This window comes from Fictibacillus marinisediminis (assembly GCF_023149135.1).
Lineage (GTDB): Bacteria > Bacillota > Bacilli > Bacillales > Fictibacillaceae > Fictibacillus_C > Fictibacillus_C marinisediminis.
In genome coordinates, this window is record NZ_JAIWJX010000002.1 from 157,949 (window position 1) to 181,471 (window position 23,523).

Consider the following 23,523-nt stretch of genomic DNA (forward strand, 5'->3'; position numbering starts at 1 on the left):
AGGGTGACCCCATTAATTATATAGATATGTGATTGGCGCATCTGCGCGGGAAGAGGAAAAATGATGGCGATTGTAATTACAACATTTAGGGAGAAGCAGCGTACGAAAAAAGCGGAGTACGAAAGAAAAGTGCTGAGGGATCTTTCGCTGGGAAAGATCAAAAAGGAATTCCAAACCCTGTATCAGCCATTCTTTCAATATTCTTTGCTCTATCAGCAGGACATTGAAGACGCCTGCATTGATCTGGCGATTGATGCCTACTTGCTTGGGGCCGCGTACAGCCGGTTTGCGTATCACGGGGAATCGCTGGATGGCATTAAGAAACGCAGCCAACAAGCTGAAAAGGAATTGACGGACAGCCTCTTTGAATATTGGCAGTTCTGGTGCTGGGGAACAGAACAGATGATGGAATCTCTATACATGTGCTGTGAAGTGTATATCCAGCATTGGTGGCTCGAAGGATACTGGAACGGAGAGAAAAGATACAGAATGAAGCTTCATTAAGTTATATTCATCGTCTTGTCCCATATATATAGACATATATGACTGTTTATTAGGGGGCAAAAATGAAGAAGCGGGTAAAGCAAGTTGCCTTTGCCTTAGGATTTACACTTCTGCTATTTATCTTAACGTACCAGTTTACGGAAAACCGGTCTTGGAAATCGTGGAACCTGCCGCTATCGGGTAAGGTAATCGTGCTGGATCCAGGACACGGCGGAATGGATGGCGGGGCAGTCGGCAGTGACGGTGTGCTGGAAAAGGACATCTCATTGGATATATCGCTTAAGTTGAGGGATTATTTGCAGGAATCCGGGGCTCTCGTGATAATGACGAGGGAAAGAGATAAGGATTTAAGCGGTAGAGACTCTGGGCGAATTCGGGCCCGGAAATGGGAAGATTTACGAAAACGAAAAGAAATCATCAATGGATCCAACGGGGACTTATATGTGAGCATTCATCTAAATGCTTTGCCCTCCAGCCGATGGAGAGGCGCACAAGTATTTTTTAATCCCGCTGACAAAAAAGGGGAAGCGGCCTCTAAATTTATTCAAAATGAACTTAAACGCAACCTTCAGAATACCAACCGGATTGCCAAATCCATTGATGGCATCTATTTGATGCGGACGAGCAAACTGCCGGCAACATTGGTCGAGGTTGGCTTCTTGTCCAATCCGAACGAGCGGGAGCTGCTTAAAACCAAGTCCTATCAGCATAAGGTTTCTGCATCAGTTTACCAAGGCATCCTTCGTTATTATACAAAAGAAAAGATACCTGATTAAGGTGCGGGCCCTTCGGCTTGCACCTTTTAGCTTATGAGTCAACGATTAAAGTCATATGTGCTATACTGAATATGAAAATGAAATCGAATACATGCAAAGGAAGTGTCTTTACCATGACAGAAGAGAAAGTAATTGAACTTTTATCTCATATTCAAGACCCTTTTTTACATAAAAGCCTGACAGAATCAGGGGCGATTCAAGAAATAAAAGTAAAGGAAAGCTACGTAAGCTTAAAAGTAGCTTTGCCTCAAACAGGAACACCTGAACAGATGATGCTTCAGCAGGAAATCGTTAATATTCTAAAAGGTGCTGGATTCGAATCAGTCGGCCTGAGGTTTGAAGAACGCAAACCCGCTCAGGAAGCCCAAAAAGCGGCACCTGGTGTACCGTCTTTGCTAGCGCCGGAAAGTAAGACAGAATTTATCGCGATTGCCAGCGGTAAAGGCGGAGTTGGAAAATCCACCGTATCCGTAAACCTGGCCGTTGCTCTTGCCCGTCTCGGCAAAAAAGTAGGATTGATTGATGCGGACATTTATGGGTTCAGTGTTCCGGATATGATGGGTATCACAGAACGGCCGAAAGTAGTGGGCGAAACCATACAGCCGGTCGAACGTTTCGGTGTAAAAGTCATTTCCATGGCCTTTTTCGTTGAGGACAATGCACCTGTTATCTGGCGCGGACCTATGCTCGGCAAGATGCTGATGAATTTCTTCAGTGAAGTAGAATGGGGAGAACTTGACTACGTCTTGCTGGATCTGCCGCCGGGAACCGGAGATGTGGCGCTGGATGTTCATAAGATGCTGCCTAAATGCAAAGAAATCATTGTTACCACTCCGCATGCAACGGCAGCTTTCGTTGCGGCAAGAGCGGGAACAATGGCATTAAAAACCGATCATGAGATCATCGGTGTTATTGAAAATATGTCCTTTTTTGAGAGCCAGCTGACTGGAGAAAAAGAATATGTATTCGGTAAAGGCGGTGGAGAGCGCCTTTCAGAAGAACTTGGAATCCCAATGCTTGGCCAGCTTCCACTCGGCCAGCCTGATATTAATGAAGATGATTTTGCACCAAGTATCTATGCTGCGGATCATCGTCTTGGAAGAGCTTATGAAGACATCGCACAAAAGGTCATCGATCAGGTAAAATAAAACAAAACCTCGTACTGATTCAGTACGAGGTTTTGTTACGGTTATTGGCCTCCGCCTCCGCCTCCGCCGCCTTGCTGTTGACCCTGCTGCTGACCGCCGCCCTGCTGTCCTTTTTTAGAGGCAGCCTGGTCAATTTCATCATGTGCTGCTTTTTGCAGCATCTGAGCGATTTGAGCACGCACAATCGGGCTGTCGAAGGTTTCCATCATGACTTTCTTTACTTCTTTTCGGTATTGAGGGGAATTGGCAAGGTCCAATAGTTCTTGTCCCATCTTGGGATCTTTCATAATGTTCATGATCTGCTGCTGATAAGCAGGGTCTTTCATTAGACCTTTCATTAACTTTTCGTGTTCTGGCTTCATGCTTTTCGCATACGCCGCAGCAAATTTAGGATCCTTAAAGGCTTGTTTCCAAAATTGTTCGCCTTTGGGAGATAACAGTTCTTTCTCGATCGTCTGTTTAATTAATGCCTGATCAAGCAATAGCTGTTCCTTCATTTTTTCATCAGATAATACATCTTTAATGGCCTTTTTGCCGTCATCTGTTTTTAATATATCCACCAGCATCTTTTTGGTTGCATCATAATCGATGTTCTGGGAACTGCTTCCTTGTGCTTCATTTTGCGCACAGGCGCTTAGGGCAAAAAGAAGAAAACAGAAGAGACATGGGATCCACGTTTTTTTCACGTCTGCTCCTTCTCCTTTCTATTAGGTCTTACCTTTAGGTTGGGTGTTTTGAGAAGATTTATGCAGAACAAATATAGGAAAACAGTATGGCTTTTTTGGGGTAGGATTGGTACAATCGATAACGGTTACATTTGGATTGGAGGCAATCACGTGAAGTCAAGAAACTGGGTCTTTTTATTTATTACTACGTTGCTCTTAGGAATTGGCTGCGCTATCGTGGCAGGTTTGATATCACAATTTCCGCAAAGCGGAGGAGTGAAAGAGTTTTTTATCTATATACTCGGTCTTGTTGGTTTTGGCGCATTGTTCAGTGTGTTCAGCCAAATGGGCTTTTTTGCGTACTTAACGGTTCACCGATTCGGTTTGGGAATATTTAAATCACAATCCCTTTGGAATGGTGTACAGATCGTTCTTATTATTGTTGTTCTTTTTGACTTATTTTATCTGCGGTATACCGCGTTTCATAAAGCGGGACAAAGCCTTGCTTCATACAGCTTGATTCCAATCGGCGTGCTGGTTCTAGGGCTTGCGGCGGCTTATCTTAAACAAAAGCAAACCAACAAGGGAGCATTTGTCCCAACGCTGTTTTTCATCATCGTGGTTACGACGATGGAGTGGGTCCCTGTTTTAAAAACAAACGCTCCAAGTGCTATGTGGATGGCATTTGCGGCTCTTGGTGCCTGCAATACTTATCAGATCTTAATGCTGCACCGGCTCATCAATCAAAATACAGGAACAAAATCAAAAACTTCCGCTGTCTAGGCGGAAGTTTTTTTGTGAGAATTAATGGACTTCCTGGCTTTGCGCCTGAGTGTTGGCAATCATTTCACCAACGCTGACAAACGAATAACCTTCCGATTTTAATTTGCTGATAATTTCTGGCAGGGCTTTATGTGTCTGCTTGACTGAGTCAGAAGCATGCAGGAGAAGGATATCTCCAGGTTTCACGTGACCAGTCGCATTTTGCACGATCTTTTCGACTCCGGGATTTTTCCAGTCTTTCGTATCGATGCTCCAATGCACAACTGAATGGTGAGTACCTTCTGAGACTTCAAGGACCCGTTTATCAAAATTGCCATTCGGCGGACGAAGGAGCGACGTTGTTTTTCCGGAAACCTTTTTAATTTTTTCCTGTGCGATTAAGATGTCTCTTCGAATTTGGGGAACTTCCCAATCCGTATAGTTCTTATATTGATAACCGAGACTGGCAATTTCGTGCCCATCTTTTACGATTCGTTCAATAATTTCTGGGTGCCTTTCCGCCCAGGCGGCAGAAACAAAGAAGGTGCAATTTTTGATTCCTTGTTTTTTCAGTACGTTTAATATAGGAATAGCTCTCTTGTCTCCCCAGCTGATATCAAACGTCAGCGCGACTTTGTTCCCCTTTTCTTCACCTTTATAGATTGCCCGGGGCCCATCTTTGGATGAAAAAACAGATAATTGCTCTTGTCCCATAAATGCCAGTGAAGCGGCAAAGAAGGCAGCAAACACAACGACCATATACTGCTTCACTTTCTTACCGTTAACCACCATGAAAAATTTCATACCGTCCCCCCTAATCCTGTATATTGAGCTGATCCATTTTCTTTTTCGTTTGCCAGAGCTGTCTGTCTAAGGAAATATATATGACCAGTGAGGACAAGATAGACCACAGACAGGAAACGGCCTTTTATATACATAGAAAATTAAGGGGGCGGGAACGATAGCTTAAAACAAACCCTAAAGGAAGCTATGGTGGCGTAATGTTAGGCTTAATGATGGATCGCAGGGAAGCAAAGGAATTCGAATATCTTCTAAAAAAAGAAATGGAAGAGCTCTTGTTTGATCTGCAAGATGACAGGCTGGATAAGATAGTAAAATCAGCAATCGAAGAAAGGTACCAGGTTCTCTTTAATCTCTTTGCCAGACTGGCCGAACCTGCAGAATGCGCGCGTTTCTGCAGACGAAAAAAGAGCCAATAACATGGCATAAAAGGATTCAAACTCTTTTTTAAAATAAAGTGTTGACACTAAAAAGCGATACATGATATAGTATTCCTTGTCGCCGCTGAGACGGTGATGAGCAACAAAATATCAACAAAATAATCGTTGACATGATGGTTGCAAAAATGTTAAAGTATAAAAGTCGCCAAAACGAGCGACGTAAACAAAATGTTCTTTGAAAACCAAACAAAAGCCAGGTAAGTCAGGGATTTTACAATCCCATCAATTCTTATTTTAAACATTAAGAGCTATATCAAACACTTTATTGGAGAGTTTGATCCTGGCTCAGGATGAACGCTGGCGGCGTGCCTAATACATGCAAGTCGAGCGAACCAAAGAGAGCTTGCTCTCTGAGGTTAGCGGCGGACGGGTGAGTAACACGTGGGTAACCTGCCTGTAAGACGGGGATAACTTCGGGAAACCGAAGCTAATACCGGATGATAAAGAGAAACGCCTGTTTCTCTTTTGAAAGTCGGCCTTGTGCTGACGCTTACAGATGGGCCCGCGGCGCATTAGCTAGTTGGTGAGGTAACGGCTCACCAAGGCGACGATGCGTAGCCGACCTGAGAGGGTGATCGGCCACACTGGGACTGAGACACGGCCCAGACTCCTACGGGAGGCAGCAGTAGGGAATCTTCGGCAATGGACGAAAGTCTGACCGAGCAACGCCGCGTGAGCGATGAAGGCCTTCGGGTCGTAAAGCTCTGTTGTCAGAGAAGAACAAGTACCGGAGTAACTGCCGGTACCTTGACGGTACCTGACCAGAAAGCCACGGCTAACTACGTGCCAGCAGCCGCGGTAATACGTAGGTGGCAAGCGTTATCCGGAATTATTGGGCGTAAAGCGCGCGCAGGCGGTTCTTTAAGTCTGATGTGAAAGCCCACGGCTCAACCGTGGAGGGTCATTGGAAACTGGGGAACTTGAGTGCAGGAGAGAAAAGTGGAATTCCACGTGTAGCGGTGAAATGCGTAGAGATGTGGAGGAACACCAGTGGCGAAGGCGGCTTTTTGGCCTGTAACTGACGCTGAGGCGCGAAAGCGTGGGGAGCAAACAGGATTAGATACCCTGGTAGTCCACGCCGTAAACGATGAGTGCTAGGTGTTGGGGGGTTCCACCCTCAGTGCTGACGTTAACACATTAAGCACTCCGCCTGGGGAGTACGACCGCAAGGTTGAAACTCAAAGGAATTGACGGGGGCCCGCACAAGCAGTGGAGCATGTGGTTTAATTCGAAGCAACGCGAAGAACCTTACCAGGTCTTGACATCCTCTGACCATCCTAGAGATAGGACTTTCCCCTTCGGGGGACAGAGTGACAGGTGGTGCATGGTTGTCGTCAGCTCGTGTCGTGAGATGTTGGGTTAAGTCCCGCAACGAGCGCAACCCTTGACCTTAGTTGCCAGCATTCAGTTGGGCACTCTAAGGTGACTGCCGGTGACAAACCGGAGGAAGGTGGGGATGACGTCAAATCATCATGCCCCTTATGACCTGGGCTACACACGTGCTACAATGGGTGGTACAAAGGGTTGCAAAGCCGCGAGGCCGAGCCAATCCCAAAAAGCCACTCTCAGTTCGGATTGTAGGCTGCAACTCGCCTACATGAAGCCGGAATTGCTAGTAATCGCGGATCAGCATGCCGCGGTGAATACGTTCCCGGGCCTTGTACACACCGCCCGTCACACCACGAGAGTTTGTAACACCCGAAGTCGGTGGGGTAACCTTTTAGGAGCCAGCCGCCGAAGGTGGGACAGATGATTGGGGTGAAGTCGTAACAAGGTAGCCGTATCGGAAGGTGCGGCTGGATCACCTCCTTTCTATGGAGACATGAGCGCACTTAGATGCCTCATGAACTTACCTGAGCTTTTGTTTGGTTTTGAAAGAACATCGTTTCTTTCAAACAATAGAGGTTATGTGACGCATTTTTTTGCGCGCACGGACCATGTTCCTTGAAAACTAGATAACGAAACATCCAAACAAAGCCAACTAATTCATTAGTTGTGCGCTGATTTAGTAACAATTAAGACGATTCAGCAGCGACAAGATCGAGGAAGCGAAGTTCTGGAGGAGCGGAGTGTAGTTCGCCTACATGAGCACCGGAAGAACAAAGCTGACGAAGAGATTGGAAGCTGATCAATCGTCGATAAAGGTTAAGCTAGAAAGGGCGCACGGTGGATGCCTTGGCACTAGGAGCCGAAGAAGGACGGGACGAACACCGATATGCCTCGGGGAGCTGTAAGTAAGCATTGATCCGGGGATTTCCGAATGGGGGAACCCACCATCCGTAATGGGATGGTATCCATATCTGAATACATAGGATATGAGAAGGCAGACCCGGGGAACTGAAACATCTAAGTACCCGGAGGAAGAGAAAGCAAATGCGATTTCCTGAGTAGCGGCGAGCGAAACGGAATCAGCCCAAACCAGAGGGCTTGCCCTCTGGGGTTGTAGGACACTCAACATGGAGTTACAAAGGAACGGGGTAGATGAAGCGGTCTGGAAAGGCCAGCCAAAGAAGGTAACAGCCCTGTAGTTGAAACTTCGTTCCCTCCTGAGTGGATCCTGAGTACGGCGGGACACGTGAAACCCCGTCGGAATCCGGGAGGACCATCTCCCAAGGCTAAATACTCCCTAGTGACCGATAGTGAACCAGTACCGTGAGGGAAAGGTGAAAAGCACCCCGGAAGGGGAGTGAAAGAGATCCTGAAACCGTGTGCCTACAAGTAGTTGGAGCCCATTAACGGGTGACAGCGTGCCTTTTGTAGAATGAACCGGCGAGTTACGATAACGTGCAAGGTTAAGCTGATAAGGCGGAGCCGCAGCGAAAGCGAGTCTGAATAGGGCGCCATAGTACGTTGTCGTAGACCCGAAACCGTGTGATCTACCCATGTCCAGGGTGAAGTTCAGGTAACACTGAATGGAGGCCCGAACCCACGCACGTTGAAAAGTGCGGGGATGAGGTGTGGGTAGGGGTGAAATGCCAATCGAACACGGAGATAGCTGGTTCTCCCCGAAATAGCTTTAGGGCTAGCCTCGCGGCTAGAGTCCTGGAGGTAGAGCACTGATTGGACTAGGGGCCCCCACAGGGTTACCGAATTCAGTCAAACTCCGAATGCCAGAGACTTATCCGCGGGAGTCAGACTGCGAGTGATAAGATCCGTAGTCAAGAGGGAAACAGCCCAGACCATCAGCTAAGGTCCCAAAGTATACGTTAAGTGGGAAAGGATGTGGAGTTGCCCAGACAACCAGGATGTTGGCTTAGAAGCAGCCACCATTTAAAGAGTGCGTAATAGCTCACTGGTCGAGTGACTCTGCGCCGAAAATGTACCGGGGCTAAACGTATCACCGAAGCTATGGATTGTACCGTAAGGTACAGTGGTAGGGGAGCGTTCGAAGTGCAGTGAAGTCAGACCGGAAGGACTGGTGGAGCGCTTTGAAGTGAGAATGCCGGTATGAGTAGCGAAAGACAAGTGAGAATCTTGTCCATCGAAAGCCTAAGGTTTCCTGAGGAAGGCTCGTCCGCTCAGGGTTAGTCGGGACCTAAGCCGAGGCCGAAAGGCGTAGGCGATGGCCAACAGGTTGAAATTCCTGTACCACCTCCTTTCCGTTTGAACGACGGGGGGACGCAGGAAGGTAGGGAGAGCGCGCGATTGGAAATGCGCGTCTAAGCAGTTAGGCTGATTGTGAGGCAAATCCCGCAATCGTGAAGGCTGAGCTGTGACGGCGAGGGAAATTACAGTACCGAAGTCCCTGATCCTACACTGCCAAGAAAAGCCTCTAGTGAGGAAAGAGGTGCCCGTACCGCAAACCGACACAGGTAGGCGAGGAGAGAATCCTAAGATGATCGGGAGAACTCTCGTTAAGGAACTCGGCAAAATGACCCCGTAACTTCGGGAGAAGGGGTGCTCTGATAGGGTTAACGCCCGAGAGAGCCGCAGTGAATAGATCCAAGCGACTGTTTAGCAAAAACACAGGTCTCTGCGAAGCCGCAAGGCGAAGTATAGGGGCTGACACCTGCCCGGTGCTGGAAGGTTAAGAGGAGGGGTTATCCCTTACGGGAGAAGCTCTGAATTGAAGCCCCAGTAAACGGCGGCCGTAACTATAACGGTCCTAAGGTAGCGAAATTCCTTGTCGGGTAAGTTCCGACCCGCACGAAAGGTGTAACGACTTGGATACTGTCTCAACGAGAGACCCGGTGAAATTATAGTACCTGTGAAGATGCAGGTTACCCGCGACAGGACGGAAAGACCCCATGGAGCTTTACTGCAGCTTGATATTGGATTTTGGTACAGTTTGTACAGGATAGGTAGGAGCCTGAGAAGTCGGAGCGCCAGCTTCGATGGAGGCGTCGGTGGGATACTACCCTGACTGTATTGAAATTCTAACCTGGAACCGTGATCCGGTTCGGAGACAGTGTCAGGTGGGCAGTTTGACTGGGGCGGTCGCCTCCTAAATTGTAACGGAGGCGCCCAAAGGTTCCCTCAGAATGGTTGGAAATCATTCGCAGAGTGTAAAGGCACAAGGGAGCTTGACTGCGAGACCTACAAGTCGAGCAGGGACGAAAGTCGGGCTTAGTGATCCGGTGGTTCCGCATGGAAGGGCCATCGCTCAACGGATAAAAGCTACCCTGGGGATAACAGGCTTATCTCCCCCAAGAGTCCACATCGACGGGGAGGTTTGGCACCTCGATGTCGGCTCATCGCATCCTGGGGCTGAAGTAGGTCCCAAGGGTTGGGCTGTTCGCCCATTAAAGCGGTACGCGAGCTGGGTTCAGAACGTCGTGAGACAGTTCGGTCCCTATCCGTCGCGGGCGCAGGAAATTTGAGAGGAGCTGTCCTTAGTACGAGAGGACCGGGATGGACACACCGCTGGTGTACCAGTTGTTCCGCCAGGGGCATAGCTGGGTAGCTACGTGTGGACGGGATAAGTGCTGAAAGCATCTAAGCATGAAGCCCCCCTCAAGATGAGATTTCCCATCACATTAAGTGAGTAAGACCCCTTAGAGATGATGAGGTTGATAGGTCTGGTGTGGAAGCGTGGTGACACGTGGAGCTGACAGATACTAATCGGTCGAGGGCTTATCCTTATTAACAAAAGCGGTATGAACCGTTTATATCCGACAAGCGTTGGAGATATCCTGACGAGAACACGTTTTTGGTGTTCGTAGGAGGGATTGAAACGACCTCGAGGATATGGTTCATGGAGCTGGACGTTAGCATCAGTGAAAGTTTGGATGAAGAAGTTATCTAGTTTTGAGGGAATATGCCTCATTTTTTCTAAAAAAGCTCTTGTCAAAAGAGCAAATACATTGTAAAATGTAACTTGTCCTTGAGAAAATAGGACATGCTTTGAAAGACAGTCTGGTGGCGATAGCGAAGAGGTCACACCCGTTCCCATACCGAACACGGAAGTTAAGCTCTTCAGCGCCGATGGTAGTTGGGGGCTTCCCCCTGTAAGAGTAGGACGCTGCCAGGCTATCATTTCAAACATACTCGTATGTGGTTTTATTCTTATTCCACAGTAGCTCAGTGGTAGAGCTATCGGCTGTTAACCGATCGGTCGTAGGTTCGAGTCCTACCTGTGGAGCCATGCTTCCATAGCTCAGTAGGTAGAGTGCTTCCATGGTAAGGAAGAGGTCACCGGTTCGAGCCCGGTTGGAAGCTCCAGTCGGCCCGTTGGTCAAGCGGTTAAGACACCGCCCTTTCACGGCGGTAACACGGGTTCGAATCCCGTACGGGTCACCAAGTTTTTTCGTTAAGAAAATAACATTCCTTAATACGGAGGATTAGCTCAGCTGGGAGAGCACCTGCCTTACAAGCAGGGGGTCGGCGGTTCGAACCCGTCATCCTCCACCATTATTTATCCCAACGGCAGGCCGGTTTAGCTCAATTGGTAGAGCAACTGACTTGTAATCAGTAGGTTGGGGGTTCAAGTCCTCTAGCCGGCACCATTTTTTTTATAAGCAATGTCTGAAGCCTTTTTTTATGTGGAGGGGTAGCGAAGTGGCTAAACGCGGCGGACTGTAAATCCGCTCCTTTGGGTTCGGCGGTTCGAATCCGTCCCCCTCCACCATCTTTATTTCCGACAGATTATGTTATAACACGAGCCATTAGCTCAGTCGGTAGAGCATCTGACTTTTAATCAGAGGGTCGAAGGTTCGAGTCCTTCATGGCTCACCATTTGAACTTCTGAATAAAAGATGATATCAATGGTAACAAAGTATAATATTGCGGGTGTAGTTTAGTGGTAAAACAAGAGCCTTCCAAGCTCTGGTCGTGAGTTCGATTCTCATCACCCGCTCCATTATGGGGCCTTAGCTCAGCTGGGAGAGCGCCTGCCTTGCACGCAGGAGGTCAGCGGTTCGATCCCGCTAGGCTCCACCATACATAATAAGCACTGTCCTTAGACATTCGTCTAAGGGCTTTTTTATGTCTTTCAAATCTTCAAGGATTCCTGATCCAATAAAGAGGTCGGTGCTTTTGTCCTAATAATTATCCATCAACCTCCTCGAAAGCGCTTACGTATCGGTATATCTATGCATATTTCTGTCCAGTTGAACCAACATGAATAGACAGGCTACAATGAATTTATAGAATTTTTGAAACACAGCATAAGGGGAGGCCGTACAGAATGAAGAAGGATATTACGATCATCGGAGTACCGATGGATTTAGGGCAGACAAGGCGCGGCGTTGATATGGGGCCAAGCGCCATTCGATATGCAGGTATTGTGGAACGTTTAGAAGATATAAATTATAATGTCCAGGATTTCGGGGACATAGAGATTGCCCGGCCTGGGACAATAGAAGAAACAATAGAAACCAATCTTAAGAACCTTCAAGAAGTTTCAACTGCGAGTGAAAAGCTGGCAGACACGGTTTCTAATGTGATTCAGGAAAACCGGTTTCCTCTTGTCCTTGGAGGAGACCACAGTATCGCGATCGGCTCTCTTGCTGGAATTGCCAAGCACTACGAAAATCTTGGCGTTATCTGGTATGATGCCCATGGAGACTTGAATACCGCTGATACTTCACCAAGCGGAAACATTCATGGTATGCCGCTTGCAGCAAGCTTGGGAATAGGGCATGAATCCTTAACTGGCATTGGAGGATATGAGCAAAAAGTTAAGCCTGAAAATATTGTTATTATCGGTGCCCGTTCATTGGATGAAGGAGAAAAAGAATTGATCAAAGAACGTGGCATTAAAGTATACACGATGCATGAAATTGATCGGATCGGCATGACCAGGGTAATGGAGGAAACGATTGAATATCTTTCTAAAAAAACGGATGGTGTTCATTTAAGTCTTGACCTTGATGGTTTGGATCCGCTTGACGCACCGGGGGTAGGTACGCCGGTTCTTGGTGGAATCAGCTACAGAGAAAGCCATTTGGCGATGGAAATGCTGGCCGAGTCTCAGATTATTACCTCAGCTGAATTTGTAGAAGTCAATCCAATTCTTGACGAAAGAAACAAAACAGCGACAGTGGCTGTGGCGCTAATGGGATCACTATTCGGCGAAAAATTATTATAATAATAAATCAAAAAAAACAGCTCTCGAATTAAGAGTAGCTGTTTTTTACGTTTGCTTTTTGGAATTCATTTAAAAGAGCATCTATGTGTTGGCTGATTTCAACAATTTCTTCAGCGATTAAAGGCATAATTTTAGACATTTCATTCATTTTTTTTCGTGAATCTTCAATTTCTCTTAGCAGGATATTGCGATCCATGTGTACACGCTCCTTAAAAAAAATCTTTTATTCCACTATTCCCTCAATTATCCAAATTAAAACTCATTTTCTAAATTTTGTACAAAACATTTCTCTATCCCTGTCTGTTTTCATGCTAAAATAAAAATTGCTTAATTTTTTATGGAATATGAAACTTTTTTGAATACTAAACGTAGAAAAATACGAACCGCAACTGGTGGTGGAAAATTGAAATGGATTCATTAATTAATAATCTGGTTACCCAAGTAAGAGCAGGGAACCAGGAGGCTTTTGAAGGTCTTGTTGAAATTTACAAAGATAAAATATACCGGCTGTGCTACAGAATGGTCGGAGACAGCCATGAGGCGGAGGACCTTGCTCAGGAAGCATTTGTCCGCGCTTACGTAAACATTGATAAATACAGTGGAAGCTATAAGTTTTCAACGTGGCTGTATCGCATCGCCACAAACTTGTGTATTGATAAACTGCGGAAAAAGAAACCGGATTACTCTATGGATGCCGAGATTCCAGGAACAGAAGGAGCAACGCTTTACAGCCAGGTGGCAGGAGCGGCTCCACTTCCGGAAGAGGAAGTGGAGGAAAAGGAGAAGCGGGATCATCTCCAGCAGGAAATCATGAAACTTCCGGAAAAGTACAGGACAGCGATCCTGCTAAAGTATGTCGAAGATCTATCGCTTGAAGAGATCAGCTCTGTTATGGATTTGCCCGTCCCGACTGTCAAAACACGGATACATCGGGGAAGAGAAGCGTTAAAAAAGGTGTATAAAAAGGTTGCAAAATCGAGGTGAACATAATGTCATGTGATACAGAAAAATATATGAGCCTGATTGATAAAGCCCTGGATAGGGATATAACGGAGCTGGAGCAGAAAGAGCTGGACATACATCTGGAAAATTGCGAAGCCTGCAGAGAGCACTATTATGCCTTGAAAGAAATCATTTCCGACATGAAAGAATCAGCGCCTGTTGTTGCTCCTGACCATTTTACAGAGGATGTAATGAAGAGGCTTCCTGCCGTGAAAAAGAAAAGGATGCCGGCTCAATGGATCAGGCGTTATCCAGTCCTGACTGCGGCTGCAGTATTCTTAATCTTAATGTTCGGTTCAGTAATGGCCAACTGGAGTACCGGGAATGAACTATCAGTAGTCTCCGGCTCGGATAACGTTCAGATCAAGCCATCCACGCATACGGTTATCGTTCCTAAGGGAAAGACGGTCAAAGGTGATCTGGTCGTAGAAAATGGCGATGTGAGGGTGGAAGGAAAGGTTGACGGCGATGTCGTCGTCATCAAGGGGAAAAAATATATGGCTTCCGCGGGCCAGATCACCGGTGACAGCCAGGAAATCCATCAAGTGGTGGAATGGGTCTGGTATAAACTTAAAATGTTCTTCACAGGAGAGGAACAAAAATAATATTTAGCATCGAACTAATATGAAGATCTAAAAAGCCGCCTGTTTATGGCCGGCTTTTTACTTTTTCGGGACTTTATAACACAGCAAACGACACCCGGCCGCTCAGTCTCCAACTTTTATGGCAGCGGATGGGATATGCTATAATAAGGGATACCGAATAATTATGATCATTGTTGCACTACATTAACATAGAAAGAGTAGTTCCCTGAAGTGGAGTGATGTCATGTTGCCTGTTGGAAATTTTAGTTTAGGTAGCTATATCAGCCAGATCGTTGATATTTTGCTGGTTACCTATGTTTTTTATAAATTAATAATGCTGATTAGAGGAACCAAGGCGGTACAGCTTTTAAAAGGAATTGTGGTCATTGTAGCTGTATGGCTTGCGAGCAGTTTCTTTGAACTGCGGACAATGGGCTGGCTGATGGATAAAGCCATTACATATGGATTATTGGCCATTATTATTATTTTCCAGCCTGAATTAAGGAGAGCGCTGGAGCAGCTCGGCAGGGGAAAACTGTTTTCCCGATCTGGTTTAGCTGACGAAGAGGAGATGGGAAACTCCATTGATGCGATCGTTAAGTCAACCAGTTATATGGCCAAGCGCCGAATTGGGGCCATCATATCGTTTGAAAGAGAAACCGGTCTTACCGATTATGTGGAAACAGGGATTCCTATTCATTCGAAATTGTCATCAGAGCTGCTGACCAATATTTTTGTGCCCAACACGCCTCTGCACGACGGAGCGGTTATTTTGCGGCAGAATGAAATCGTTGCGGCAGGCTGTTATCTTCCGTTGACCGAAAGCCCGTTTGTTTCCAAAGAACTGGGTACAAGGCACAGAGCGGCTATTGGTGTAAGTGAAGTAACAGATGCGATTACTGTCATCGTCTCAGAAGAAACCGGTAGCATCTCGATTACGAAGAACGGAGAAATCCATCGCAACCTGAATGAGGAAACACTGAGAGCTTTATTGAATGCGGAATTAATGGTATCAGGCAAAAATGCTTCCTCATCACGCTGGAATTGGAGGGGGAAGAAAAATGGACAAACTCCTTAAGAGCAATTGGTTTGTAAAAATTATCGCTTTTCTTTTGGCATTAATGCTTTATACCGTCCTATCCATGGAAAACCAGCAGCAATCTGACCGGCAATCCCTGTTCACCTCCGTATCCAAGACGAGTGAAACGGTAAGCGGGGTTACCATAACGCCTTTATTTGATGAAAATAAATACGTACTAACAGACTTGCCCAGATCGGTGGACGTCAAGCTGACGGGTTCTTCCAATCTGCTGACGAAAGCATTAAAAGTGGACCGTCGAATGGAAGTCTATATCGATCTTACAAAGATGGGTCCAGGTACAAAAAAAGTTCCTGTAAAAATCAGGAATGTTCCGGAAGGGTTAAAAGCCGTTCCATCACCTCAGGCAGTGGAAGTAACGCTTCACCGAAAACAAACGAAGCAGATCCCGATTTCTGTGGATATCAAGAACAAGAATAAATTGCCGGAGGGTTATGAAGCCGGAAAACTTAGCTACTCGCCGAAGAGTGTGTATGTAACAGGTCCAGAGGATTACATCAGTGATATTGCAAGTATCCGGGCATCTGTGGATGTTTCGAATGCCAAGGATAAGGTAGAATCAAGGGTGCCGCTGCGGGCTTACGACAGTCAAGGCAATCTGCTCGATGTACTGATTGATCCGAAGTCTGTCAATGTTACGGTCCCTATCACAAAACCAAGTAAAACGGTACCGCTGAGCCTGAATGAAAAAGGCAACCTTCCTGACGGGCTTACCCTTGCAGGTATAACGATGGATCCGAAAGAAGTGACGTTAACAGGTCCTTCATCCGCCCTTGATAAAATCAGTGAAGTAAGCGGCGTAGACATAGATTTAGACAAGATTAAAGAAGATTCAACGATAGACGTTGATGTGCCTCTTCCAAAAGGCACAGAAGCTGTAAATCCCAAACAAGTCCAAGTAAAAGTGGATGTAGAGAATGACGTTAAAACAAAGACCTTTAAGGATATCCCTATTGAAATGAGGGGAGAGACTCCTGAACAGCAGGCGTCCTTCTTATCTCCTGCGAGCGGAAAGATGGATGTGACCATTACAGGCAGCAAAAAAACTGTTGATGCATTGGTGGCTTCAGATATTACGGCATATGTTGATGTCAGCAAGCTGAAACCAGGTGAGCATACGATTTCAATAAAAGCCTCAAACTCCAAGAACCTTCAAATGAAAAAGGAGTTTACGACGGCGAGAATTAAAATCGAAACCCCAGAAACCCAGACCGGCTCTGATAACCAGTCTGACCAAACCACATCGCAGAGCGGGGATAAGAACAGCAATAACGAGAATAACGGCACTGCCGGCAGCAAGCCGGACAATAACCCAACCTTTTCTCAATCAAAGGCAGAGGGAAAATCGGATCGTACCGAATCAATTACTGAAGGAGAGAATTAAATCATGGGAAAATACTTTGGAACAGACGGGGTAAGAGGAGTTGCCAATACAGAGCTTACACCAGAATTAGCATTTAAACTTGGCCGATTTGGGGGATATGTATTAACAAAGGAAACCCAAAAACCAAAAGTACTGATCGGCAGAGATACACGAATTTCTGGTCATATGCTTGAAGGAGCACTGGTGGCGGGCCTTTTATCTACGGGAGCTGAAGTATTGCGTTTAGGTGTCATCTCAACACCTGGCGTTGCTTTCTTGACAAAGGCACTGGGCGCACAGGCAGGTGTCATGATCTCTGCTTCCCATAACCCAGTCGCTGACAACGGAATTAAGTTTTTCGGAGCGGATGGCTTTAAGCTATTGGATGAGCAGGAAGCAGAGATTGAAGCTCTCCTCGATCAGGAGAAAGACGAGCTTCCGCGCCCTTCAGGCGGGGATATCGGCTCAGTAGGCGACTATTTCGAAGGCGGACAAAAGTACCTTCAATATTTAAAACAAACCGTCCCTGGCGATTTTTCCGGTATGCATATCGCACTCGACTGCGCTCACGGTGCCACATCTTCTTTGGCTCCGCATCTGTTTGCTGATCTGGAAGCCGATATCTCAACGATGGGAACAAGCCCAAATGGTCTAAATATTAACGATGGTGTAGGTTCCACACACCCTGAAAAATTGGCTGAACTGGTCAAGGAAAAAGGAGCAGACATGGGTCTGGCCTTTGATGGGGACGGAGACCGTCTGATTGCGATTGATGAAAAGGGGAACATCGTGGATGGCGACCAAATCATGTTTATTTGCGCCGTCTATTTAAAAGAGCAGGGAAGACTGAAGAACGATACCATCGTCTCCACTGTGATGAGCAACCTTGGATTCTATAAAGGACTTGAAGACAGAGAAGTAAAATCGGTTCAGACTGCTGTCGGCGACCGATATGTGATGGAAGAAATGAGAAAGAGCGGATATAACCTGGGCGGAGAGCAATCCGGACATATCATTTTCCTGGACCATACAACGACGGGTGATGGCATGTTATCGGCTATTCAATTAGCAAGCATCGTCCAGCAGACGAAAAAGCCATTATCTGAGCTTGCGGATGAAATGAAAAAGTTCCCTCAGCTTTTAATCAACGTAAGAGTTGTCGATAAAACAAAGCTTGAAGGCAATGCAACGATCCAATCTGCGATCGAGAAGGTCGAAGCAGAAATGAACGGAAACGGGCGTGTACTTGTCCGTCCATCGGGAACTGAGCCGTTGGTGCGTGTCATGGTGGAAGCACCTACGAAGGAACAATGCCAAATCTATGCTGATCAGATAGCTGATGTGGTCAAGACGGAACTTGTTTAGTCAAATGCACCCTCATTCATCAAGATAGGCACGAAACCTATGCATAAGCGTATCACCAGCGGGTTCGCTTATGCATATTTTATTAAATATTTATTAAGCTGCTTAGCAATCAATTGACGCTTAAATCGAAACAAGATATCATTAAGTTTGAATTTACTTCGAAACGGGAAGGTGGATAGAGCGGCCAATTTAATAACCAAAGCGCCTGAACTATTTTCGGACGGAAGAAAATAGTTGACGAGGAAGAGGTTCATCGATTTTTCGGCGGATGCCTCTCGGAACCAGTCACTTTCGTAAGCTTTTAAATAAAACAGGCAAGGCGACTTCCTGTACAAAATTAAAAGCAGTGGCTAACAAAATAAATCAAACATAGGTGGGGCTGTGAGCCCCGCTCACAGTCCCCCTGTTACAGAGGCAGGTGCCAGCCGATTTTGGGCTATACCTGACCCAAGGGAGGATATATTAAATGTGCGGAATTGTAGGTTATGTAGGAAATAAGGATGCTAAAGAAATCTTGCTTCGCGGACTGGAAAAATTAGAGTACCGCGGTTATGACTCAGCAGGTATTGCTGTAATTGACAACGACGGCGTTCAAGTCTTCAAAGAAAAAGGAAGAATCGCTGTATTGCGTGATATCGTTGACTCAGGCGTTGAAACATCAATGGGGATCGGACATACCCGCTGGGCAACACACGGAGCGCCAAGCAAGGTGAACTCTCACCCACACCAAAGTACTGCAGAGCGATTTACGCTTGTGCATAACGGTGTGATTGAGAACTATGAGAATATTAAAAGAGAATACTTACCGAATGTTGAATTCGTAAGTGACACAGACACAGAAGTTGTTGTACAGCTTATTGAAAAGTTTGTCAGCGAAGGAGAGAACGTGGAAGAAGCATTCCGCCACGCGCTTTCCGTTATTAAAGGCTCTTACGCGATTGCGTTAGTCGATAACCAAGATTCAGACACCATCTATGTTGGTAAAAATAAAAGCCCGCTATTGGTCGGCGTAGGAGAAGGATTTAACGTTGTAGCTAGTGATGCTATGGCCATGATTTCTCAAACAGATCAATACGTTGAACTGATGGATGAGGAGATCGTTATCGTAACACGTGACTCCTATACCATCAAAACACTGGACGGCAAAGAAGTAGCACGTGCTCCATACACAGCTGAATTGGATGCAAGTGATATCGAAAAGGGAACGTACCCTCACTATATGCTGAAGGAAATTGATGAGCAGCCATTTGTTATGCGTAACATCATCAAGCAGTATCAAAACGAAGAAGGCAATCTTAAGCTTGATGACGATATTCGCGGCGCGATGAATGGTGCAGACCGCATTTACATCGTGGCTTGCGGAACAAGCTACAATGCAGGACTTGTAGGTAAACAGCTGATCGAAAACATTGCCAATATCCCTGTAGAGGTTCATATTGCCAGTGAATTCGTTTATAACATGCCGCTTCTTTCTCAGAAGCCATTGTTCATCTTTATCTCTCAATCAGGAGAGACAGCCGACAGCCGTGCCGTATTGGTAGAAGTGAAAAAGCTTGGCCATAAAGCGTTGACGATCACTAACGTTCCTGGCTCTACCCTTTCAAGGGAAGCTGACCATACACTTCACCTATATGCAGGACCTGAAATCGCAGTAGCATCAACAAAAGCTTATACAGCGCAAATTGCTGTCCTTGCTATTCTTGCCGTTGATTCTGCTCGTGCAAAAGGCATCGAGCTTGATTTCAACCCGCTTCAAGAGCTTGCGATTGTGGCAAACGCAATGGAAACATTGACAGACCAAAAAGAAACCATGGATCGTGTAGCACAAGAATACCTATCCGTAACACGCAATGCCTTCTTTATCGGCCGTGCGGTTGATTACTTCGTTTGTTTAGAAGGTTCTCTAAAGCTTAAAGAAATCTCTTATATCCAAGCAGAAGGCTTTGCAGGAGGAGAGCTTAAGCATGGTACGATTGCTTTGATTGAAGAAGGAACGCCAGTTATCGCTCTAGCTACACAAGAACACGTTAACTTGAGCATCCGCGGAAATGTGAAAGAAGTAGCAGCCCGTGGAGCAGAAACTTGCGTGATCAGTACAGAAGCGACGAAGGACGAAGGCGACCGCATCGTACTTCCTGAAGTACATGAGTACCTTACTCCGCTCGTATCTGTTGTACCGCTTCAATTGCTTGCTTACTATGCAGCACTTCACCGTGACTGTGATGTGGATAAGCCGCGTAACCTTGCGAAAAGTGTAACAGTAGAATAAGTATTAAGTAAAAGCCAGTGGAAAATGTCCGCAAGGAAAAAAGTCGATATCAGTATATTTGTAAAGTACGATTAATAAAAGCCTCCTAAAAGGAGGCTTTTATTTTTTTGGATGTTTTAGTAAAGATTGTGGTTTTTAATGTTCTTCAGGGAAAAGATTTATTATAGGGAGGCGAAGTGATGGGAGTTAAAAGAGACATACAACCCAAAAATGACCGCTTTTCTTGCGATAATGCGAAGCGATTAAAGTAGCTTATGGTCTAAATGGACATTTCAATAAAAATGTACTAATCATTTAATCCCTTTCCATTGAGAATTTGCTGCATACATTTTTCAACCCTTGACTGTCGAGTTTTGGATTGTTTGGGTTGAGAAAAATAAAGAATGTATGCTCTTTGCCGTCCTGGCGTCAATGCTTCAAAAGCAGTTTTCAAGGCAGGGATTTCATCGAATTTATTTTGAAGTTCTTCAGGAATTATGAATTCTGTACTCTTTTTAAAATTCACTTCCAACCCGGCTTTTTCAACTTCAATGGCTTCATAAATATAGGCTTTCAGGATGGTTTCCATTTCAACGATTTCTTGAACATTGGTGAACCGAATCTGTCGCGCCGCCTGTACATTCTCCGTTTGCTGGATTAGAATCCCATGGGCATCCTGTAACAAGGCACCTTTGTGAAACAGAAGCGCACAATATTCTTTAAATCCATGTATTAAAACTATGTTTTTTTTCTCAAACGTGTAACAAGGATGCATCCACTTCAATTCTTCGGTCAGCTCACAGTCAAGAACGATATTTCTCAACTTCTCATATTCTTCCTGCCACTTTTTAGCTTTACTTAAAAATTCATCAACCTTAGGATTCATTAGACTCTTTGTCATCAAGGAACACCTCATTTAAATTCTTCCTGCCACTTTTTGGCTTTACGTAAATATACATCAACCTCAGATTTGATTTGATTGTTCCCTCGCAGTATAGCCATAATCTTCGCAATCATAAAATCCTCACAGATTCCCATTATATAAATTATCTTTGCTTAAATTTTACTATACATTTTTTCAATATACCACTGGTCGCGTGTGAACTGCATTACGCTAAAACTGGCTGATTCAAAATACGTATTAAAGAGCTGCCAAACCAATTTTATGAATGGCAGCTTTTTTTATGTTTAAACATGACAACAAGTAGGGTGACAAAATGCCCTTTTCTTTGAATTGAAGAATGGTGTGTAAACGCTTTATTATTAGAGCATAAGACCTATAGATTGTACGAATAGTACCAAATAGGAAAGGGGTTTCGATTAATATGGCAAGTTCTGAACAGACAAAGACAGGCGCTAAAGTAAAAATACAGAGGTTTGGCAGCCATTTGAGCGGTATGATCATGCCAAACATTGGGGCGTTCATCGCCTGGGGAATCATCACGGCATTATTCATTCCTACAGGATGGCTTCCAAATGAAGATATGGCAAAACTGGTTAGCCCGATGATCACTTACCTGCTGCCGCTGCTTATCGGATTTTCAGGCGGACGCATCGTTTATGACCTGCGGGGCGGTGTCGTTGGTGCCACGGCAACGATGGGGGTTATTGTCGGAGCTGACATTCCAATGCTTCTAGGTGCCATGATCATGGGGCCGCTTGGCGGATATGCCATTAAGAAGTTTGACAAGATGATCGAAGGAAAAGTGAAATCCGGCTTCGAGATGCTCGTGAATAACTTTTCCGCCGGGATTATTGCCGGAATCTTAACAATCATTGCCTACAAAGGAATTGGACCGGTTGTATTAACGTTAAACAAAACGCTTGCTGCAGGAGTACAGGCCATTGTAGACGCACACTTGCTGCCGCTGGCCAGCATCTTTATCGAGCCGGCAAAGGTGTTATTCTTAAACAATGCCATTAACCACGGGATCTTAAGCCCGCTGGGAATTGAGCAAGCCACCAAGGCAGGAAAATCCATTCTGTTCTTGTTGGAATCCAATCCGGGACCAGGGCTGGGTGTCCTATTGGCTTACATCCTTTTTGGAAAAGGAATGTCGAAACAATCGGCACCAGGGGCTGCCATTATCCATTTCCTCGGCGGGATTCATGAGATATACTTCCCGTATATTCTGATGAGACCGTTACTTCTTTTAGCGGTAATCGGAGGCGGTGCATCCGGCGTATTCACTTTCTTGCTGTTTGACGCAGGATTGGTAGCCGCTCCGTCACCAGGAAGTATCTTTGCTCTTATTGCCATGACACCGAGAGGACACTACCTTGGGGTCATAGCTGGAGTTCTGGTTGCGGCAGCCGTATCTTTCTTGATTTCTTCTGTCATCTTAAAATCTTCCAAACAAACAGATGATGATGATTTGACAAAAGCAACAGAAAAAACATCTGTGCTTAAAGGAAAAGAAAGCCGTGCTTCATCACTTGTCCAACCAAAAGAAACGCAAGCGCAACAACCGCCTGGTGGTGACAGGCACCACATTGCTGTAGAAAAAAGCCGTGCAGACGTTCAAAAGATTATTTTCGCTTGTGATGCAGGCATGGGTTCAAGTGCAATGGGCGCATCAATCTTAAAAAACAAAGCGCGAAAAGCGGGACTGGATGTATCGGTGTCTAATACATCGATTACGAATATTCCAGCTGATGCAGATATCGTCATTACGCATAAAGATTTAACAGACCGTGCGAAAGCAAAACTGCCGAATGCCGAACACATTTCCGTGGAAAATTTCTTGAACAGTCCTAAATATGAAAAACTGCTGAATGAGTTAGTAGAAAGCAAAGGTACAACAGCACCTGCCGAGCCTCAAGGTATGCCAATCGCAGAAAACGACTATGAAGACGTTTCGAAAATTATCTTTGCCTGTGATGCGGGTATGGGTTCGAGTGCGATGGGAGCTTCCATACTCAAAAATAAAATTCAAAAAGCGGGGCTGGATGTTTTCGTTTCCAATACTTCGATTACCAATCTGCCCACTGATGCAGATGTGGTCATCACACACAAAGATTTAACCGATCGTGCAAAAGCTAAACTACCGGGCGCAAAACATATTTCTGTAGAGAACTTTTTAAACTCACCGAAATATGAAGAACTGCTTGAGAAGTTAAAAGCAGCCAAAAGCCTGCACTGATCGAAAAGTCCGGTTCCCAGGAATCGGACTTTTTCTATTCTTTTTAAATCATGGCAACAATGATCATGACGAAATCGGCTTTTCATTTCGTTGTA

17 protein-coding genes, 9 tRNA genes and 3 rRNA genes are annotated in these 23,523 nt (G+C 45.6%); 25 read left to right on the forward strand and 4 right to left on the reverse strand.

Annotation, left to right across the window (positions count from 1 at the left end):
- The first annotated feature begins 63 nt into the window (after window positions 1-63).
- From LCY76_RS00965 to LCY76_RS00975, 3 genes are all read left to right on the forward strand, one after another.
- Window positions 64-504 carry a DUF2521 family protein gene (locus LCY76_RS00965; protein ID WP_248251091.1) on the forward strand — a complete coding sequence of 147 codons (441 nt, stop codon included), beginning with the start codon at window positions 64-66 and terminating at the stop codon, window positions 502-504.
- 62 nt (window positions 505-566) lie between these two features.
- Window positions 567-1,280 (forward strand): N-acetylmuramoyl-L-alanine amidase CwlD, encoded by a 714-nt coding sequence (gene cwlD, locus LCY76_RS00970; protein WP_062240271.1) that lies wholly within the window; start codon window positions 567-569, stop codon window positions 1,278-1,280.
- Between the two features lie 113 nt (window positions 1,281-1,393).
- Window positions 1,394-2,428, forward strand: coding sequence for an Mrp/NBP35 family ATP-binding protein (locus tag LCY76_RS00975; RefSeq protein WP_248251092.1), 1,035 nt, complete (start codon window positions 1,394-1,396; stop codon window positions 2,426-2,428).
- A 41-nt stretch (window positions 2,429-2,469) separates the two neighbouring features.
- On the opposite strand, the gene gerD is transcribed toward LCY76_RS00975, so the two are convergent.
- The gene (gene gerD, locus LCY76_RS00980) at window positions 2,470-3,114 is read right to left on the reverse strand and encodes a spore germination lipoprotein GerD (RefSeq protein WP_248251093.1); all 645 of its coding nucleotides are present in this window, start codon (window positions 3,112-3,114) and stop codon (window positions 2,470-2,472) included.
- 150 nt (window positions 3,115-3,264) lie between these two features.
- Here gerD and LCY76_RS00985 point away from each other — a divergent pair, with 150 nt between their 5' ends.
- Window positions 3,265-3,876: a KinB-signaling pathway activation protein gene (locus tag LCY76_RS00985; RefSeq protein ID WP_248251094.1), complete on the forward strand. Its 612-nt coding sequence runs from the start codon at window positions 3,265-3,267 to the stop codon at window positions 3,874-3,876.
- Between the two features lie 21 nt (window positions 3,877-3,897).
- Here the strand turns inward: LCY76_RS00985 and pdaB are convergent, their stop codons facing one another.
- Window positions 3,898-4,659 carry a polysaccharide deacetylase family sporulation protein PdaB gene (gene pdaB / locus LCY76_RS00990; protein WP_248251095.1) on the reverse strand — a complete coding sequence of 254 codons (762 nt, stop codon included), beginning with the start codon at window positions 4,657-4,659 and terminating at the stop codon, window positions 3,898-3,900.
- A 197-nt stretch (window positions 4,660-4,856) separates the two neighbouring features.
- On the opposite strand from pdaB, the gene LCY76_RS00995 reads away from it, so the two are divergent.
- The 14 genes from LCY76_RS00995 to rocF all read left to right on the forward strand — a co-directional run bounded on the left by LCY76_RS00995 (window position 4,857) and on the right by rocF (window position 12,624).
- Complete coding sequence (locus LCY76_RS00995; protein WP_248251096.1) at window positions 4,857-5,075, forward strand: hypothetical protein; 219 nt, start codon at window positions 4,857-4,859, stop codon at window positions 5,073-5,075.
- 283 nt (window positions 5,076-5,358) lie between these two features.
- Window positions 5,359-6,908 (forward strand): 16S ribosomal RNA (locus LCY76_RS01000).
- 331 nt (window positions 6,909-7,239) lie between these two features.
- Window positions 7,240-10,177: ribosomal RNA gene (locus LCY76_RS01005) — 23S ribosomal RNA — on the forward strand.
- A 273-nt stretch (window positions 10,178-10,450) separates the two neighbouring features.
- Window positions 10,451-10,566 (forward strand): 5S ribosomal RNA (gene rrf, locus LCY76_RS01010).
- Together the 16S, 23S and 5S rRNA genes with 9 tRNA genes alongside form the textbook arrangement of a ribosomal RNA operon.
- Window positions 10,567-10,605: 39 nt before the next feature.
- Window positions 10,606-10,680, forward strand: a tRNA-Asn gene (locus LCY76_RS01015).
- Between the two features lies 1 nt (window position 10,681).
- A tRNA-Thr gene (locus LCY76_RS01020) sits at window positions 10,682-10,757 on the forward strand.
- A gap of 3 nt (window positions 10,758-10,760) precedes the next feature.
- A tRNA-Glu gene (locus LCY76_RS01025) sits at window positions 10,761-10,835 on the forward strand.
- Between the two features lie 35 nt (window positions 10,836-10,870).
- Window positions 10,871-10,946 (forward strand) — tRNA-Val (locus LCY76_RS01030).
- A 19-nt stretch (window positions 10,947-10,965) separates the two neighbouring features.
- Window positions 10,966-11,041, forward strand: a tRNA-Thr gene (locus LCY76_RS01035).
- A 38-nt stretch (window positions 11,042-11,079) separates the two neighbouring features.
- Window positions 11,080-11,163 (forward strand) — tRNA-Tyr (locus LCY76_RS01040).
- Window positions 11,164-11,194: 31 nt separating this feature from the next.
- Window positions 11,195-11,270: transfer RNA gene (locus LCY76_RS01045), tRNA-Lys, on the forward strand.
- A 50-nt stretch (window positions 11,271-11,320) separates the two neighbouring features.
- Window positions 11,321-11,394: transfer RNA gene (locus LCY76_RS01050), tRNA-Gly, on the forward strand.
- Window positions 11,395-11,398: 4 nt separating this feature from the next.
- Window positions 11,399-11,474: transfer RNA gene (locus LCY76_RS01055), tRNA-Ala, on the forward strand.
- A 247-nt stretch (window positions 11,475-11,721) separates the two neighbouring features.
- Window positions 11,722-12,624 carry an arginase gene (gene rocF / locus LCY76_RS01060; RefSeq protein ID WP_248251097.1) on the forward strand — a complete coding sequence of 301 codons (903 nt, stop codon included), beginning with the start codon at window positions 11,722-11,724 and terminating at the stop codon, window positions 12,622-12,624.
- Between the two features lie 28 nt (window positions 12,625-12,652).
- On the opposite strand, the gene LCY76_RS01065 is transcribed toward rocF, so the two are convergent.
- A complete protein-coding gene (locus LCY76_RS01065; RefSeq protein WP_248251098.1) occupies window positions 12,653-12,820 on the reverse strand; it encodes an aspartyl-phosphate phosphatase Spo0E family protein in 168 nt (55 codons plus the stop codon).
- 212 nt (window positions 12,821-13,032) lie between these two features.
- On the opposite strand from LCY76_RS01065, the gene sigW reads away from it, so the two are divergent.
- From sigW to glmS, 6 genes are all read left to right on the forward strand, one after another.
- Complete coding sequence (gene sigW, locus LCY76_RS01070) at window positions 13,033-13,608, forward strand: RNA polymerase sigma factor SigW (protein ID WP_248251099.1); 576 nt, start codon at window positions 13,033-13,035, stop codon at window positions 13,606-13,608.
- A gap of 5 nt (window positions 13,609-13,613) precedes the next feature.
- A complete protein-coding gene (locus LCY76_RS01075; RefSeq protein ID WP_248251100.1) occupies window positions 13,614-14,231 on the forward strand; it encodes an anti-sigma factor family protein in 618 nt (205 codons plus the stop codon).
- 226 nt (window positions 14,232-14,457) lie between these two features.
- Window positions 14,458-15,288, forward strand: coding sequence for a diadenylate cyclase CdaA (gene cdaA, locus LCY76_RS01080; RefSeq protein WP_419714968.1), 831 nt, complete (start codon window positions 14,458-14,460; stop codon window positions 15,286-15,288).
- Window positions 15,272-16,693, forward strand: coding sequence for a CdaR family protein (locus LCY76_RS01085; RefSeq protein WP_248251102.1), 1,422 nt, complete (start codon window positions 15,272-15,274; stop codon window positions 16,691-16,693). Before cdaA ends, LCY76_RS01085 begins: the two co-directional genes overlap by 17 nt.
- Before the next feature lie 3 nt (window positions 16,694-16,696).
- Window positions 16,697-18,037 (forward strand): phosphoglucosamine mutase, encoded by a 1,341-nt coding sequence (glmM, locus tag LCY76_RS01090; RefSeq protein ID WP_248251103.1) that lies wholly within the window; start codon window positions 16,697-16,699, stop codon window positions 18,035-18,037.
- 466 nt (window positions 18,038-18,503) lie between these two features.
- The gene (gene glmS / locus LCY76_RS01095) at window positions 18,504-20,306 is read left to right on the forward strand and encodes a glutamine--fructose-6-phosphate transaminase (isomerizing) (protein WP_248251104.1); all 1,803 of its coding nucleotides are present in this window, start codon (window positions 18,504-18,506) and stop codon (window positions 20,304-20,306) included.
- Window positions 20,307-20,592: 286 nt separating this feature from the next.
- Here glmS and LCY76_RS01100 read toward each other — a convergent pair whose 3' ends face one another.
- Window positions 20,593-21,186, reverse strand: a complete 594-nt coding sequence (locus tag LCY76_RS01100; protein WP_248251105.1) for a YdeI/OmpD-associated family protein — start codon at window positions 21,184-21,186, stop codon at window positions 20,593-20,595.
- A 424-nt stretch (window positions 21,187-21,610) separates the two neighbouring features.
- Here LCY76_RS01100 and LCY76_RS01105 point away from each other — a divergent pair, with 424 nt between their 5' ends.
- Window positions 21,611-23,428 (forward strand): PTS mannitol transporter subunit IIBC, encoded by a 1,818-nt coding sequence (locus tag LCY76_RS01105; protein ID WP_248251106.1) that lies wholly within the window; start codon window positions 21,611-21,613, stop codon window positions 23,426-23,428.
- The last annotated feature ends 95 nt before the right edge of the window (window positions 23,429-23,523 follow it).